14 protein-coding genes are annotated in these 13,979 nt (G+C 53.1%); 8 read left to right on the top strand and 6 right to left on the bottom strand.

Translation table 11 applies throughout. From position 1 onward, the window contains the following. The first annotated feature begins 24 nt into the window (after positions 1–24). Positions 25–1,245 (top strand): LssY C-terminal domain-containing protein, encoded by a 1,221-nt coding sequence (locus tag ELQ88_RS27145; protein WP_228761572.1) that lies wholly within the window; start codon positions 25–27, stop codon positions 1,243–1,245. After that, on the top strand, positions 1,232–2,383 hold the full coding sequence (locus ELQ88_RS27140) for a hypothetical protein (RefSeq protein ID WP_218190503.1): 1,152 nt from the start codon (positions 1,232–1,234) through the stop codon (positions 2,381–2,383). The genes ELQ88_RS27145 and ELQ88_RS27140 overlap by 14 nt, the downstream gene beginning before the upstream one ends. Positions 2,384–2,488: 105 nt before the next feature. Here ELQ88_RS27140 and ELQ88_RS27135 read toward each other — a convergent pair whose 3' ends face one another. After that, the gene (locus tag ELQ88_RS27135) at positions 2,489–4,033 is read right to left on the bottom strand and encodes a Fic family protein (protein WP_138968865.1); all 1,545 of its coding nucleotides are present in this window, start codon (positions 4,031–4,033) and stop codon (positions 2,489–2,491) included. Positions 4,034–4,741: 708 nt separating this feature from the next. Beyond that, positions 4,742–5,203 carry a helix-turn-helix domain-containing protein gene (locus tag ELQ88_RS27130; RefSeq protein WP_138968863.1) on the bottom strand — a complete coding sequence of 154 codons (462 nt, stop codon included), beginning with the start codon at positions 5,201–5,203 and terminating at the stop codon, positions 4,742–4,744. A 128-nt stretch (positions 5,204–5,331) separates the two neighbouring features. Here ELQ88_RS27130 and ELQ88_RS27125 point away from each other — a divergent pair, with 128 nt between their 5' ends. The 3 genes from ELQ88_RS27125 to ELQ88_RS27115 all read left to right on the top strand — a co-directional run bounded on the left by ELQ88_RS27125 (position 5,332) and on the right by ELQ88_RS27115 (position 6,703). Further along, positions 5,332–5,727 carry a hypothetical protein gene (locus ELQ88_RS27125; RefSeq protein ID WP_138968861.1) on the top strand — a complete coding sequence of 132 codons (396 nt, stop codon included), beginning with the start codon at positions 5,332–5,334 and terminating at the stop codon, positions 5,725–5,727. A 54-nt stretch (positions 5,728–5,781) separates the two neighbouring features. Then, the gene (locus ELQ88_RS27120; RefSeq protein WP_138968859.1) at positions 5,782–6,228 is read left to right on the top strand and encodes a hypothetical protein; all 447 of its coding nucleotides are present in this window, start codon (positions 5,782–5,784) and stop codon (positions 6,226–6,228) included. Between the two features lie 91 nt (positions 6,229–6,319). Continuing rightward, on the top strand, positions 6,320–6,703 hold the full coding sequence (locus tag ELQ88_RS27115) for a hypothetical protein (protein ID WP_138968857.1): 384 nt from the start codon (positions 6,320–6,322) through the stop codon (positions 6,701–6,703). Between the two features lie 771 nt (positions 6,704–7,474). Here ELQ88_RS27115 and ELQ88_RS27110 read toward each other — a convergent pair. Continuing rightward, a complete protein-coding gene (locus ELQ88_RS27110) occupies positions 7,475–8,266 on the bottom strand; it encodes a Shedu anti-phage system protein SduA domain-containing protein (RefSeq protein ID WP_138968855.1) in 792 nt (263 codons plus the stop codon). Between the two features lie 357 nt (positions 8,267–8,623). On the opposite strand from ELQ88_RS27110, the gene ELQ88_RS27105 reads away from it, so the two are divergent. Both ELQ88_RS27105 and ELQ88_RS27100 read left to right on the top strand, forming a co-directional pair. Beyond that, the gene (locus ELQ88_RS27105) at positions 8,624–10,057 is read left to right on the top strand and encodes an AAA family ATPase (RefSeq protein WP_138968853.1); all 1,434 of its coding nucleotides are present in this window, start codon (positions 8,624–8,626) and stop codon (positions 10,055–10,057) included. Continuing rightward, the gene (locus ELQ88_RS27100; RefSeq protein ID WP_138968852.1) at positions 10,054–10,668 is read left to right on the top strand and encodes a hypothetical protein; all 615 of its coding nucleotides are present in this window, start codon (positions 10,054–10,056) and stop codon (positions 10,666–10,668) included. The genes ELQ88_RS27105 and ELQ88_RS27100 overlap by 4 nt, the downstream gene beginning before the upstream one ends. A gap of 254 nt (positions 10,669–10,922) precedes the next feature. On the opposite strand, the gene ELQ88_RS34840 is transcribed toward ELQ88_RS27100, so the two are convergent. Then, complete coding sequence (locus ELQ88_RS34840) at positions 10,923–11,066, bottom strand: helix-turn-helix domain-containing protein (protein WP_346342826.1); 144 nt, start codon at positions 11,064–11,066, stop codon at positions 10,923–10,925. A gap of 438 nt (positions 11,067–11,504) precedes the next feature. Between ELQ88_RS34840 and ELQ88_RS27090 the strand changes: the two genes are divergently transcribed. After that, a complete protein-coding gene (locus tag ELQ88_RS27090; RefSeq protein ID WP_138968848.1) occupies positions 11,505–12,587 on the top strand; it encodes a hypothetical protein in 1,083 nt (360 codons plus the stop codon). A 103-nt stretch (positions 12,588–12,690) separates the two neighbouring features. Here ELQ88_RS27090 and ELQ88_RS27085 read toward each other — a convergent pair whose 3' ends face one another. Next, positions 12,691–13,140 carry a zinc-binding dehydrogenase gene (locus ELQ88_RS27085; RefSeq protein WP_228761571.1) on the bottom strand — a complete coding sequence of 150 codons (450 nt, stop codon included), beginning with the start codon at positions 13,138–13,140 and terminating at the stop codon, positions 12,691–12,693. Positions 13,141–13,175: 35 nt separating this feature from the next. After that, on the bottom strand, positions 13,176–13,943 hold the full coding sequence (locus ELQ88_RS27080; protein ID WP_138968846.1) for a hypothetical protein: 768 nt from the start codon (positions 13,941–13,943) through the stop codon (positions 13,176–13,178). Positions 13,944–13,979 lie beyond the last annotated feature (36 nt).

Below are 13,979 nucleotides of genomic sequence, written 5' to 3'. Positions count from 1 at the left end.
ACTCTGCGGTGTGCAACACGCTGCTTGTGCACCCTGGGTTGTGCAGCGATTCTTGCGCTCGTCGTTGCTTGTACGACCTGGCAGGCACCCGCCGATTTAAGTACTGCCGAGTTGCGTGAACGTGCGCAGACGGCCACCAGGCATCAGGTGCGCGTCAGCGCCGCCGTGCTCAGTGCCGAAGACAGGCAGCGCATGCTGGGTGTGGAGCTGGACAAGACACGCGTGCAGCCCGTGTGGGTCGAAGTCCAGAACCAGACTGCCGATCCGCTCTTGTTGCTGCGACCGGGAACCGATCCCGACTATTTCTCGCCACTCGAAGTCGCCTGGTCCATGCACGGGATATTCGCCCCGGCCGCGAACGCACGCATCAATGCACACTTGGACCAACTGGGGTTCAAGAATCCCGTCCTGCCAGGCGAAACGAAAGCCGGCGTGCTGTTCATCAACCCGGAGCGCGTTACGCGGCTGCTGAATATCGATCTGCTGCAGAGAAAGACGCTGATCCCGTTCTCCCTTTTCTTGCGGGTGCCGGACGATGCCGGGGAAAAATGGTTTGCCGAAGGCTTGTTCCAGCATCATGGTTCCGAGATCAAGGACTATGACGATCTGGCCGCGTTGCGTTCCGCGTTGGAGCGCCTTCCCTGCTGCGCCACTGACGCGAACGGCAAGGCGCCCGGCGATCCGATCAATGCCATTCTCGTCGGCGAGTTCGCCGATATCGCCGCCGCATTTGTGCGTCGCGGCTACCGGCGTGCCGCGAACCCCGCGGATGCGGCCGAACGTCTGTTCGGCCGCATGCCCGATGCCGTGGTTCGCAAGCGATCGCAAGCCGGAGCGCCGGCGACCTGGGTGCGCGTGTGGAACACGCCAATGCGCTTCGAAGGTCAATCCGTCTATCTCGCGCAGGTCGCAAGACCGACCGGCGGACGCTTTGCACCGCGCGATTCGCAAAACCTCGTCTTGCATGCAGATGTCGATGAGGCGAGAAATCTCCTGATCCAGGACATGATGTATTCGGCCGGTCTGGACAAGCTCGGGTTCGTCACCGGCGTCGGTCCCGCGTCCCAGGCACACTCGCGAACGACGTTCAGCGGCGCCCATTACTTCAGCGACGGTCTGCGTGCGGTCATGTTCTTTGCGACGCGGCCGCTCAGCCTGTCGCAGGTGAAGCTGCTCGATTGGGAACCGTATCTGGACCGGCGCGACTCGCCTGCACAAAAGGAGGTCGATGATGCCCGCAAGTGACCTGTTCGGCAGGCCGGATGACTCGGCCGGCCGTTTGTGCGGTACCCACCCATTGTTGTGCAGCGCTGGCATGGCATGGCTGATGATCGCTGGCTGCCATGCGCTCACCGCCTGCACACCCGCGCCGCTGATTGCCTACTCGGCGGACACCCCGCCGCTGGTACTGGTCCCTGCGTCGCAGGCCGGCGTGAAGGACCAGCGGGCGCGCTTTCGCGAGATTTTCTGCTCGATCCTCGACACGCGAGCAAGCGTCCTGCCCGATAGCCGCCCTTGCGAGGAGGCATTGACGCGCGTCGGTAGCGAACCGGGTGGCACCGGCAAACCCGTCGATCTCGGTCAATCGAAACGCCGTCTGGTTGGCGCTGTGGTGGCCGGCGTCGGCTACGAATGCTTCGAGCAATGGCTGCAAGCGCCGGGCAGCGTAGCGGTTCATCTGCGCCAGTTCGGATATGACCTGGTGCAGATCAAGGTCGACGCCTTATCGAGCTCCGCAAAGAACGCTCGGCAAATACGCGACGCGATCATGGCGATGCCAGCCGACGCCGGACCGCCGCGCCTCGTCCTCATCGGCTATTCAAAGGGCGCGCCCGACATCCTCGAAGCGATGGTCGCTTACCCGGAAGTCCGCGGCCGCGTGGCGGCAGTGATCAGCGCAGCTGGCTCGGTCGGCGGCTCGGCGCTGGCCAACGATGCCGAGCAGTACCAGGCGGACCTGTTGCGGCACTTTCCCGGTGCGACCTGCGATTCGGGCGACGGTGGCGCGATCAACAGCCTTCGACCCGCAACGCGCAAGAACTGGCTGGCGCAGAACCGGCTGCCGTCCGAACTGAACTACTATTCGCTCGTGACCTTCCCGCAGCCGGATCACATCTCGGCCGTGCTGAAATCGAGTTACAACAAGCTGGCGCGCATCGATGCCCGCAACGACAGCCAAGTGATCTTCTACGATCAGGTTGTGCCCGGCAGCCGACTGATGGGCTATATCAACGCCGATCATTGGGCACTGGCAGTGCCGATCGCCCGAACGCATTCCACCCTAGGTTCACTATTGGTGACACAGAATGCCTATCCGCGGGAGGCACTGGCGGAGGCGATGCTGCGCTTCGTCGAAGAGGATCTGGCGGCATCTTCGCGCTGATCTGCTCCCGCATTTATCGGCGGCTGGAAGCGTGAGGATTCTTCGCGTCGAAGAGCGCGGGCAGGGCTGGAGGCTCGAGAGCACCTTATCCGGATTCGCCGGAAATCACTCTTCGCCAGCCCCCATCTCCCGATTCTCAAACGCGGAACGCACGGCCTCGACGACGCGTTTCGCCGTGCCCTCATCTTCAAGCTGCGGATACCCTTTCTTTAGCTTGCCAGATACCGTCCAGCCATTCTCCTTGATGGAGCGGATGATGCGGTTTGCATCCTGGTCTGGCATCTCCAGTACCTCTTTCAGCTGCTCCTGCGCTCGCTGAAAAATCACCAGTACTCGGGCTTCATCCGCCATTTCCTTTCGAATCGTGTGCTCGACGACGCGTGCGGTGTACAGGACGTGTTCGGTCAGATCGGGATACCGCCAGGCAAAGCACGCGTCCTCGTATTCATCGAAGATGAAGTTGCTGGGAGTGCCGTCCTCGTAGGTCACGAGTTCGCCGAACCGGTAGTCCGTTGCGTAACGTCGCATGAACGGCCGCGAGAACGCTTCGAGCGTACGATCGTAGCCGGCCCTGAAGTCGATCGAACTGGTGATGGTGGCCGACACTGGCAGTATCACGCCGTCAGGCACCGCCTTATCCCGAATCAAGGTGTCGTTGATCAGGAAGCGATGAATCCGGCCATTGCCGTCGCGCATGGGATGGATATACACGAAACCAAATGCCAGCACCGCGGCACGTGCCAGTGACTCCGCACCACGTGTTGCGACTTCAAACTCGTTGAGCCCTGCCAATAGCTGCGCGAGATCTTCAAAATGAGGGGCAATGTAATGCACGATGTCCTCGCGCATTGTGGCCTGGCCCACAAACACAGGAGAGCGCCGCAAGCCCAGTCCGATGGCATCACGCCCCAGAATGCCGGCTTGCAGGGACTGCAGGCTGTCGTTGCTCAACGGGTTTTTGATATGACCGCAGTGCTGGGCAATGACATGGGCAAACCGCTGGATGCGATCCGCCTGGTCGGCTTCCTTTTCGATGAGAAAGCTCGCGCGCGATTCCTTGAACGTCAGCCAACTGGCCGTACGCATCAGAATGTCGGCGCCATAGGCGTGATCCAGTTCTTCCAATGCCTTGCGCAGATCGAATTGCAAAGCTTCCTGGACTGACGGGGTACGACGAACCAAGGGGCAGAACTCAGCCGTCCCCGGGAGGTTGTTATTGACACGCCAACGCCGTGTTCGCAGTGCCTCACTACGTGTCAGGTAATCTGTTGGAGAAACGGCATCAACATAGCGGCCATTGGTCACGTCAGGCACATCCAGACGTTCCCCTGTCAGCCATTCGTAGAAAAATCCCGTGCGACGGGCGTACTGGCCGAAAGGCTCCCGTCGACACCAGTCTTCGATAGGCTGCGGGCCTGTGACCGCGAACAGGCGAGCAAAAAACTCGAGATGAATTTCTTCGTACTTGAGACCGAATTCGAAATGCCCTGCGAAATCGTCTGCAGGTCGGTAGCTTGGTGGATACCGGTTCTCCACCTGGCCGTCACTTTCGCGGCTGACGCGAACCGTGCCGATCATCGACTCGGCACGCAGAGGCTGCGCCAATGCGATGGCGTAGCGGGTCGCGAGGGTCTTGAAACCGACTTGCATTGACGAAATCCTTTACTGAGGCAATAAAAACGCTAACAGAAGGCCGATCTTATGCGAAAACGATAATTTTCGTAGCTGTGAAAATGTTAATGCTGGATGAAATTTGATACTAAATCCGCGATTTGAGAAAAAAACGTTAACAGAGTAAAGGGTAGGCGCTTCCCTCCCTCGGACACTAGCTCAACGACCAGCGGAAAATGGGTGAGGGGACGATGAAAATGGGGGTCGCTTTGCTTGTAAAAAATGAGCCCAATCCCACCAAACCCCAGACACAAAAAAACCGGCCATCAAGGCCGGTTTTTTCTTTACCTGCATCCCCCGTCAAAAACCGACGTGAGACTGAAATTCGATTGGAGCGGGTGAAGGGAATCGAACCTTAAATAGGGCCTGCCACCTATGTTGTGTAGTTGTGTAGGTGGGCTCGAGTAGCCCTGAAGCAGCTATTCTACTGGCGTTACACTCCAGCGGTTCAAATTCTGATGCAGTAATCAACGCGCACCTAGGTGCGTAATGGTAGAAGTCACCTTGGGCTGCAGTAGAGCAGCTTAATTGGAGATAACGACGCGCAGGTGTTCTTGAAATTTTGCGAATGGGGATCTCATCCCCTCCGGCCCTTGTGAGGGAACTGCTTCGCCAATATTTACTTAAATAGCCTGTCCAAAATTGGTGGCTGCCCTATGAGGCAGGCAAGCCACCTGGAAAACGTTCTTAATCCGTATGCTCCTGACGCCACAATCGACGCACCGTCGACTCAGGAATCCCCAGCTGCCTCGAAGCCTCGGCTTGGCTAAAGCCGGCTACTTTCAGCTCCTGAACAGCCACCCATCTCTTCCTTGCATCCGACACGTTCAAACGCGTTGTCGTCTGCGGCTCTGTAGGTAATGGCGCGTCGGCCAGACCCAATGCCTCTATCTCAGCTAGAGAGGCAAGGAGTGTCTCCCGTGGCGAGCTTTTATCGTAGGAAGCCATCGTCAGAGCGAGAAGCGTTGTGGGGCTCACCCCAAGTGCTGCTGCCAATGCATAACTTGTGTCTACCGATACAGAGCTCTTCGCTAGCTCAACCTTGCTGACGGTTCTCTGATCCACACACCCCGACATACCGGCCTGGGATAGCCCTTTCCGTATACGCAGCAATTGGAGCACTGCCGCGAAGGAATAGCGGAGCGACATTACAGATCCCCAAAAACCGTAAGTTATGCCGTGTTTGCCTGCCGCCAAACAAACGTCTATAGTTGTGATTGTGGCGGTTTAGCTGCAAATCTAGTAATTTGAGGATATTGCCGAGTGGGTATGCATTGATGGAAAGCTCTTTGGACGGCAGCCTGCTGGGCAATCCCGGTGTCAGCCTGATGGGTTCTGAGTTGGGTCTCGAAGCCGTGATGGCTGCTGCTAGAAAACGCTACAAATGGATGCCCCTCTGCGCCGTCGAGGAATGGATCATCCTAGACGCCATCGTCACCGACGAAGAGCGAGCGAAAGTTACCGCCGCAGGCTGCCAGCCAATCTTTCTTTTTGCCCACAAAGTTGTGCACGACGAGCAGCGGCGTTTCGAACCAGGCCATTGGGTGCGCTCAAGCATGGGCACCGCTTTCAAAGAAGGCTACCTATTCGAAACACGCAACACGGTCTACGTCTTGCTTGGCCCAGGCCATCGTAAGTCTGCTTCTATCGAAGCGATATTTTCCCTTTTCTGATTACCAACCGGTTCTGCTGGGCAACTGACGTGCTCCAGCAGCTTGAGGCGACACATGTTCAGAACCTTAGACAACGACCTGATAGGCGTCCCAGGAATGTTCGGGGAGGGCGTGTCCCATTGGCGCGGAGTCTCAAGGCTGCTCCGAACTCCTTGGTATCACCTAACCCTTAGCGTCGAAAACGAGGGTCGACCCAGCGAGTGCGCGGTGATGATTGACGACACCCACCAGCTTCAAAAAATGTTGGTAAGCCAAGGTGCGGATTTAGCTATCACTGAGATTATGGCTGTGACGCCATCTTGGATGAATAAGTCCGGAGGCTGGCAGATGGAGCGGTTAACCAGAGTAACCGTAGGTGAGGACAGGTCTGGCTCTGAGGTTTGCTTGCTGGAAGTAGCTAAGGGAGCGGTGTATCACACTTCACACCAGCGAGACTTCAAGATTGAAGCGCTGGCCAACCTGAGGCCCGTCTTTCTCTCAAGCATGATTCGATCAGCCTGAAATTTACCAGTAATCCCCCACGATACCAGCGCCTCTGGTTGCGTGTGAAATTCATGGTAACGCCATATGGACTACTCATTGGAGCACAAAAATGCTCGACACCATCGATGTCAATTTTCACGGAAAGCGCCATACAGATTTTGATCTCCAGCGAATTATAAAAGCTCAGGAGCAAGGCTTCGATGTGCCAGTGACCGCCTATCTCTGCGGTGTTTCCATCAGGGCTCGTGCAGGCATCGGTGTGGTTTTTGGTCACAAGCGCAAAGACCAGTATGGGCGGTATGGAGATGGCCATTTGATCCGCACTTCTGACGTGTTGAAAGTGGAGCGCGAAGGCAGGTTTTGGGTGATGACAACTGAAAATTCGAGATATGTCCTTGCAACGTTTCAGCGTGTTAACGGGCGTGCCAGCCTTTGTGAGTTTCTGCGTCTTTCGCAAGGGCAGCATCACATAACACCACGAGTGTTGCAGTAATCTTTTTGGACAGTGTTGCGGGAGTTGAATGGCGCGCCCTACGGACTTCCATCCGCACGCCTACGGCCTGCGCGCTCCGCTTGCGGTTGGAGATACCAACCTTTCACGCTATGTTTTGCAGAGAGCGGGATCAGTGCCATAGCTCTTTGGAAGGCCGACTTCGCCGAGTTTTTTACTCAGAGAGATATGACGAGCACGAAAGACACTGTTCTAGCCGAGATCACAATTGAAGAGTTCAGATCGCGATACCCGCTGCTTTCTTCTGACCTTGTTGACGACATTTACTGCAATCCGGGTTGGAGAGGGATCCTTTCAGCGTTTTGCGACACTCTCCAAAGCATTCGAATCGACATCCTAATATCGATCCTTTGACGGTCGGACATAACAAGTCGAAATTTCGCGAGCTTCATTTTTCTATAAGGGTGGTGGCGATTAGTACAATGGTGCAATAAGTGTCGCCGCGCAGCTCTACTTGATCTCCTGTGAGCAGTGCGGAGCGCCAGGCAAGCCGGTGATATTGTTCTGCTCTGCCCACGATGGGAGTGCTTCGCTGCCTGCGTGCTAGACCGGTGACGCTTCTATCTATGGGCGGGCCGCTGCGCAGCCATGCTGTCGTAAACCGAACCACCTTCAGTGTTTTGGCCCTGCAGGCTTTCATCCCGCACGCCTCCTGCCGATGGTGCGCGCGCTCCGCTTGCCAGTAGAGCATCTGCGCGCAATGGTAGGCCATCGTCTATAGAAACGGCTTTCGGATTTTTCGCGTGTTAGCTTTCAGCAGCGACCTAGCTTATCCAGTACGTGGTCGAGCGCGCGTCCGCCCTTGAGGCTGCTGATACGCCAGTTATGCTTGTTTTTGACGATGTCTTCTCGGAGGTCGTCATTGATCCGTAGCATGCTCGGATCGAAATACGAAAAGACCTCATCTGAAACATATTTTCTCGAGAGGAAATCTACCCACTCATTTTTGCGGGCACACACGTAGAGCGGGTATTTTCTGTTCAACGCTTCGAGGAGGCTGTCATAGGACAGAATTTTGAAGTCATCTCCCTCCATGCCTTTGATTTTATTGCGCCTAATCGCATTCTCAGCGAATTCATGGCGGCGTCCATGCACAAGGACGTACTTGATGTGGCAAGCGTTCCGTCCCATGGGCTCGCGCACTGACCCCAACGTGCCATTTATGAAACCCGTGTAGTTGCCAAGGTCTTGGAACCAGCCGCGCCATTTCATAATTTGGTCGTAAGCCGTAACGAAATCGGGGTGGGGCTCGTTGCTGCCGTCCTTGAAGTATTTAGATTGAGGTTTCTCGATTTCAATCAGAACCAGATTCCAATCAGCTGAGCTCTTCGACATGTAGAAGAAATCAGGCGCATAGTCGCTGGCCAGATGTAGCTTTCTGAAAACCAGATCGAAGTGGATGCCATGGTTCTGGACGAATTCGCGGGGTATAAACTGAGTGTGTTTCTCCAGGAAACTTTGATAAACCTGCTCGGGGAGCGCCGCGTCTATTAGATTCGTAAATTCCTGCTTCAATTCGTCCGGGACGTGAAATTCGAGGTGCATTGGAGTCCTTTCCTATCTGGTTGTCGCTGTGGAGGCGTGCTGGCGAGTGTCGTTCAGAAGACAGGACTTGTGAAGGAGGGGCTTGGATTTTTTTGGGAGCCGGGCAGCAGCATACGTTTAGTCGATTTTTTCATTGCGTCGATCTCCTATCGCATTCGGCGAAGCGTGCCTTGCATCATTGCTTTGAGCGGCGGCCTCAGTTTTTTTGAACGCATAGGTGTTCGCTATCTCTCGCATATAGCTCCCAAGTGAATCCAGAGGACTTAAAGTTTCGAGGTGCGCCATTATTATGGCATCATGGCTGGTGTTCATATTAATGACTGAAATCTGCAGGCGTAACTTTGACGGACGGGACGCATGAAAAGGAAAGGATTCACTCTTCTTGAATTCGTAGATGATGACTTTGAGCTTCCCCTGCTGAATGGTGAACCCGACATAGTCGGGACGGTAGTTTCGGTGATTATTGGCCCTAATGGCTGCGGAAAGAGTCGGGTGCTTAGCAGGATCATAGATGAGTTTGTCTACTTAGCATCACTGCGAAATAAAAGAAAAAATAGCAGATCTTCTCGCAGAAGCATTTCATCAAAGTGCTTCATTAAGTATCAGGTTGGTGGAGTCGAATGCACTATAAGCCGAGATGAGTCAGGTGTCTTTTGTACAGCTGATCAGGAAAGTGCCGATTTAAAATATTTGCCATTTCCCGAACAGATAGCCGCAGTCGCTCACCTGCCTGCGGATAAATTCAGATTTAGCAAGGAAAGCGGAAACGCATTTTATAAGTACCTTGGATTGCGCCAGTCAACGAACTTGACCACTACAGGCGCCCTCGAGGCGAAAGTGGTTCAGAGTCTATTTCGAGGGTTGAGTAAACCCGGCTTTAAAGAAAATCTTAAACGCTGGCTGACCCTTGCAGGCTACACAAGTGACTTGTACTTAATGGTCGCGCCATACTCAGAGAAAATGCTTTCTAAAAACTTCGAAGAGGTCGAAGAAGCGATACTGTATCGGCAGCCCACGGGAACGATTCCTGACTCAGTTGATAAACGTGTCAGGGTAGCCTTCGATTTTTTCCAGAATATTAAGGCTTTGCCTTATGTGCACGATAGATACGCGCTTTCAATCATGGAGTTAAGCACTAGCGACCTGCAGAGCTGGCATGATGGTTACGACACTGTAAGGCGACTAAGGTCTTTTGGTTCGGTGTCGTTGGTTTTCATGAGAGGGAAGGAAGATTTGCAGGCATGTCCATTCTCAGATCTCAGCTCTGGCGAACAACAAATTATTGGTACCCATTCTCGCCTTCTTGCGGAGATAGAAGAAAATTCGCTCGTAGTAATTGATGAGCCTGAGCTTAGTCTTCATCCAGACTGGCAGATGGAATATATTCCGACGCTCAAGTCCAGCTTGCAGAGTATAAATGGCGTGCATGTTTTGATTGCAACGCATTCTCATTTTATGGTCTCGGATATTGATGATAAAAACTCATCCTTGATCATGGCGAAGAAGCAGACCACTAGGACTGGTTGGGGTTTTGAGATTTTCGATGGGGATGTATATGGGCGCTCACCGGAAAACATCTTGTATAGGGCATTTGGGGTGGCGACCTCCGGAAATATTTATGTAGAAAAAGATCTGCGCGACGCCCTTCATATGATCTCAATGGAAGACGATTATGACAAGAACAAACTGCAGTCAATCCTTGACAGGCTACAGCAAGTTAATGGCCCAGATAATCCTGCCATGAACATCATACTCGAGCGAATCGGTAAGTTCATAGAGCATAAACAATGATCCAGCTATCAGCATGCGCGGTTATAGTCGATGAAGTAACGCGAAAGCTAGACGCCCTTCCAGTTCTAGATCGTCCTGCTCGATGGGGTGGCAGGGCTAGGGCTGTTGTAGCGTTCAAGGATGAAATCTCCGCTCAAGGAGCGGTGATTCAGGAAAACCGTTGTGCTTGGTGCAGGCTTCCCTTAGGTCGAGAAGGGCGTAGGACTATCCATCGCGATCACATTGCTCCGAAAGCTCTTCATCCGGTTTGGACGTTTCTTCCACTGAACTTGGTATTGGCTTGCGAATTCTGTAATGGCTTCGAAAATAAGTCGGATTTACAAACAATTTCGGAGATTAATGAAGATTACGCACAATGCAGTTTTTTAATTGTGCATCCATATCTAGATACTGTGGCGGATCATTTTGAGTACGATGTCGATGAAGATGATTTGCCTGTTGTGATCAAGGGGGTTTCGCCGGAAGGGAAGTGGACTATTAAGCATCTGAATTTGGCCGATACTGGAATTACTAAAGAGCGAGCAAAGGAGGTGCTCCATAAAATGTGGAAGGAAGATCGCCTCAAGGCCGCTGATGCAGTCCTTTTAGAGCATGCGGTAAAAGCGATTTAAGAAAATAAGCATAATTTCAGGAGCACTAACATGCTCAGGCAGAGCAGAATTACGCCAATGCCGAGGCATACCTGCGCAGTCCTTGGTATGGGTGTATCTGAATAAAGGCACCCACGAGGAGGCAAATCGCGAGGACTTCGACGTTGGTGTAGTTGAATTGGTAGTACAGACGCTTGAAGCGCTCAACGCATTACAGCTGGGAGCGAGGTAGGTTCGAATCATGATTCTCCGCTCCTCTGTGCAACTTGGGTTCACTAGGCGGATGCCGACTTCGCATTCTCAACGCGCTGTACTGTCCGTACGTTCAGGCCTGCGAGCTCGGCCAAAGTCTCCTGCGTCCATTGAAAAGCCTCCCGCATTTTTCGGATGAGAGTAGCGAGCTCTTCGAGACTCAGCATACGAGGTTGGCTAGACGCGGTGTTCGAATTCATTTTTAAGCTCCATCAGATGTTTGGTAAGGCTCATGATGAAGACGCTACTGAGGACGCAACACGACAGGAACACGACAGAGAACCGACAAGGCTTGAAGCTCTGGTGAGGTTACGGCGAATTGAAGCTAGTCGCATACTTGCACCTCCGGATTCCCCTAGCCATGATCGATGCCTTGTCGGTGACCAACCTCGTTTGGAGGCTAGAATGGCCTTACTGCCTCATTAGCTGGATGTCAGTGAGCTGAATTTCCCATTTATTAGATGTGATCCGAAAAATACACGCTAAGGAGCTACCTGTTTTTGATAATGCCAAGCGCACGAATCCAGCAAGAAATGTATTCGTCTGAAGCAGGAGTATGGTTTATACCCACTACGGATGGTGCATCAGTTCTGATTAAGGCGCCCGTGAGCAGCCTCAAAGCTTTATCGGTCAGCTGTTCATTGGAAATCGGGATAGGTGTGTTCGACGAGCAAGTCTGCGTTGCAGGGATCATTCACGACGCGCCAGACAAGCCACTAATTGTTTCTCGGCCTCAGGCGCATGAAGAAGAGCATCGAGCACTCCTGGAAGTCTTGAGTCGTGGTGAAGTTAATTTTTTTCTGTTTAACGAGATGGATCACTGCGTCGGCTGGTCGCCAGGATCCCTCGCCCCGGAGGGTTCTGAACAAGCTTCCGAATATCTTCAGCCTATCACCAGTCTTTACACCGGAAGCGTTATAGAGTTTGGTGAAAGTCTTCTAGATATCTTCAATGAAGCACTGTACGAAAACAGTACGGCGGAGAAACCTGAGTTAGCTGCTTTCAAAATCCCCGTAAAACTCGTCGACTGGCATCCCAATTTTTTGTCGTACGTGGGTATGGGCACACATCAAACTGTTCAGGTTGATCATCCAGATGAGGGGGGGATGCTGGAGAACTCAGTTTGGGCGGCACTCTCATCCGTTTACCCGGGGCGGTTGTATAAGAGTCCTGTAGTAGAAAATGGTGACAAAACTCGAGAGCTAACGGACGTTCTAGCCCTTTCCAGCCACGGGAATATTCTCATTGAAACTAAAGATCTCGCGATGCTTGCCTCAAAGGGCTCTAGGACGCATGCAAGGCGGGTCTCTGGAGTGAAGAAGCAAGCCCTTAAAGGAGTAACCCAGCTCGTAGGTGCGGCCAAAGCGCTTCGACGAAACTGCAAGATCAGCTCAAGCGAGGGCAAAGCCCTAAGCGCGGATCTTTCCGATAAATTGCATTGCGTGGTGATCGTTTCAGAGTTTTTTCACGACAACTGGGATGAGGTCTTTGAAGCAGCTGCCTCTGCGATGCGTGAAACTGGGGATCTGTTTCACGTAATCGATTTTCGGGAGCTAGTTGCTGTACTAAAAATTGCCAGAGGCCGTGACGGATGGATTCAGGCAGTTTTATTACAGCGTCTGGAGCAGGTGCTGGTTAATCAAACGTTGAATGTAAGAAGCCGGCAGGCACCTGACTCTTCTGCGTAACGGAGACAGAGCGCAATGGCGGCCACAACGGACGCCATTGCTTAACGCTGAGATTCAGAAGATATCTTCGCCGCCGGCTTACGACGCGATAATTACAGCTCGATCACAATCTTACCGGTCTGCGCGTTGGACTCCATGTACTGATGAGCCTCATCTCGCTGAGCGGGAACGTTTTTGAAGTGATCGGCTGGAGGGCGCCACCTTCAAGCCCATTAGTGACGAAGTCCTTCGCACGGTTCAGACGTTCAGGATCTTGGGGAATCTCAAAGAACTGGTAGCCGCTAATGGTCATGTCTTTGCCCAGCAATTCCATGACCGGAACACTCAGGTCGGTGGTTTCAAGCGCTCCGTATTGGAAAAAAATACCCAAGTACGAAAGGGCTCGAAGGATGTTTGCGACTTCAGGGCCGCCGACTGGATCAAACGCCATCCGCGCGCATTTGCCCTCAGTTAAAAGATTCACTTCAGCTACCAGATCCTGCTCCGACGTTGCGATCACGTGCGCAGCGCCGGCATCCAGAAGTGCTTGTCGTTTTTCACTGGTACGGGTCAACGCTCCCGGATTGTTGCGTAGAGTAATCTTTCCAATTAGAGGCCCGAAAGGTTCGGAAACTCTTTCGCCATGAAATCCTCCACGAATGAATTCACAGGCGGTGGCTCGGCATAAACACCAGTCAAATATCTAGGATCAAAAATTACGTCATTTTTTAAAGAAATGTTCACCTCTTGGAAAGTTCTTGTTTTTTCAGGAAACTCATATTTAACCTGCATTAGACTCCGGCGGCCCTCAGGCAGATTCCAATACTCATTTGTATCCGAAACGCTACCCTTATAGAAAAATCTGAAGCCGTAATCCCGAAGATAGCGTTTATCTTTCGGCAAGGGCATGAAGTCCATGAGGGTCAGCAGCACAGCCAGCACATCTTGAGCGCGCATGCCCCGGTAACCCCACATGCCATGGCGGCTAGCGTATTTGAGTATCTTGCTGAAGTCGTAAATCGAGGCGTACTTAATGATCCGGTTAAACTCCACCCAGTGAAATTTCCAAGTCTTGAAAAATGCGTTTTTAAGTGCGAGTGCTGCTTGCGGGTCAGCGTCAACCGGGTTGAGTCGTCGATATGCCTCAGCGTTAAAGTCTTTTGCAGGACAGAAGCTGCTATTGCCTAGGTGGCTAAAATTAGGGATGCGGTGCTGGCTATGCTCAGCGCGAAGGTAAACGTCCTGGTCACAGATATCGCATAGCGCGTAATCACGGTGCCGCTCATTACCTGCCCCGTCGATGGGCTTACCATAAATTTCTTCATACCGAGCAGCGGTCAGAACTTGGCGTGTGATTCGATGAAGAGCGGTGCGCATAAGACTTCCATATCAAAGACCTGATTTTCTCAGCAA

The organism is Pseudomonas sp. MPC6 (assembly GCF_006094435.1).
Classification (GTDB): Bacteria; Pseudomonadota; Gammaproteobacteria; order Pseudomonadales; family Pseudomonadaceae; genus Aquipseudomonas.
Note: the sequence above shows the minus strand (reverse complement) of the source record. Positions and strands in the feature narration are given on the sequence as shown.

What these genes read in the sequence shown, in the direction of transcription:
- ELQ88_RS27140 (WP_218190503.1), top strand. Translation starts at nt 1,232, where the DNA reads ATGCCCGCAAGTGACCTGTTCGGCAGGCCGGATGACTCGGCCGGCCGT.
- ELQ88_RS27135 (WP_138968865.1), bottom strand. Translation starts at nt 4,033, where the DNA reads ATGCAAGTCGGTTTCAAGACCCTCGCGACCCGCTACGCCATCGCATTG.
- ELQ88_RS27130 (WP_138968863.1), bottom strand. Translation starts at nt 5,203, where the DNA reads ATGTCGCTCCGCTATTCCTTCGCGGCAGTGCTCCAATTGCTGCGTATA.
- ELQ88_RS27125 (WP_138968861.1), top strand. Translation starts at nt 5,332, where the DNA reads ATGGAAAGCTCTTTGGACGGCAGCCTGCTGGGCAATCCCGGTGTCAGC.
- ELQ88_RS27120 (WP_138968859.1), top strand. Translation starts at nt 5,782, where the DNA reads ATGTTCAGAACCTTAGACAACGACCTGATAGGCGTCCCAGGAATGTTC.
- ELQ88_RS27115 (WP_138968857.1), top strand. Translation starts at nt 6,320, where the DNA reads ATGCTCGACACCATCGATGTCAATTTTCACGGAAAGCGCCATACAGAT.
- ELQ88_RS27110 (WP_138968855.1), bottom strand. Translation starts at nt 8,266, where the DNA reads ATGCACCTCGAATTTCACGTCCCGGACGAATTGAAGCAGGAATTTACG.
- ELQ88_RS27105 (WP_138968853.1), top strand. Translation starts at nt 8,624, where the DNA reads ATGAAAAGGAAAGGATTCACTCTTCTTGAATTCGTAGATGATGACTTT.
- ELQ88_RS27100 (WP_138968852.1), top strand. Translation starts at nt 10,054, where the DNA reads ATGATCCAGCTATCAGCATGCGCGGTTATAGTCGATGAAGTAACGCGA.
- ELQ88_RS34840 (WP_346342826.1), bottom strand. Translation starts at nt 11,066, where the DNA reads ATGCTGAGTCTCGAAGAGCTCGCTACTCTCATCCGAAAAATGCGGGAG.
- ELQ88_RS27080 (WP_138968846.1), bottom strand. Translation starts at nt 13,943, where the DNA reads ATGCGCACCGCTCTTCATCGAATCACACGCCAAGTTCTGACCGCTGCT.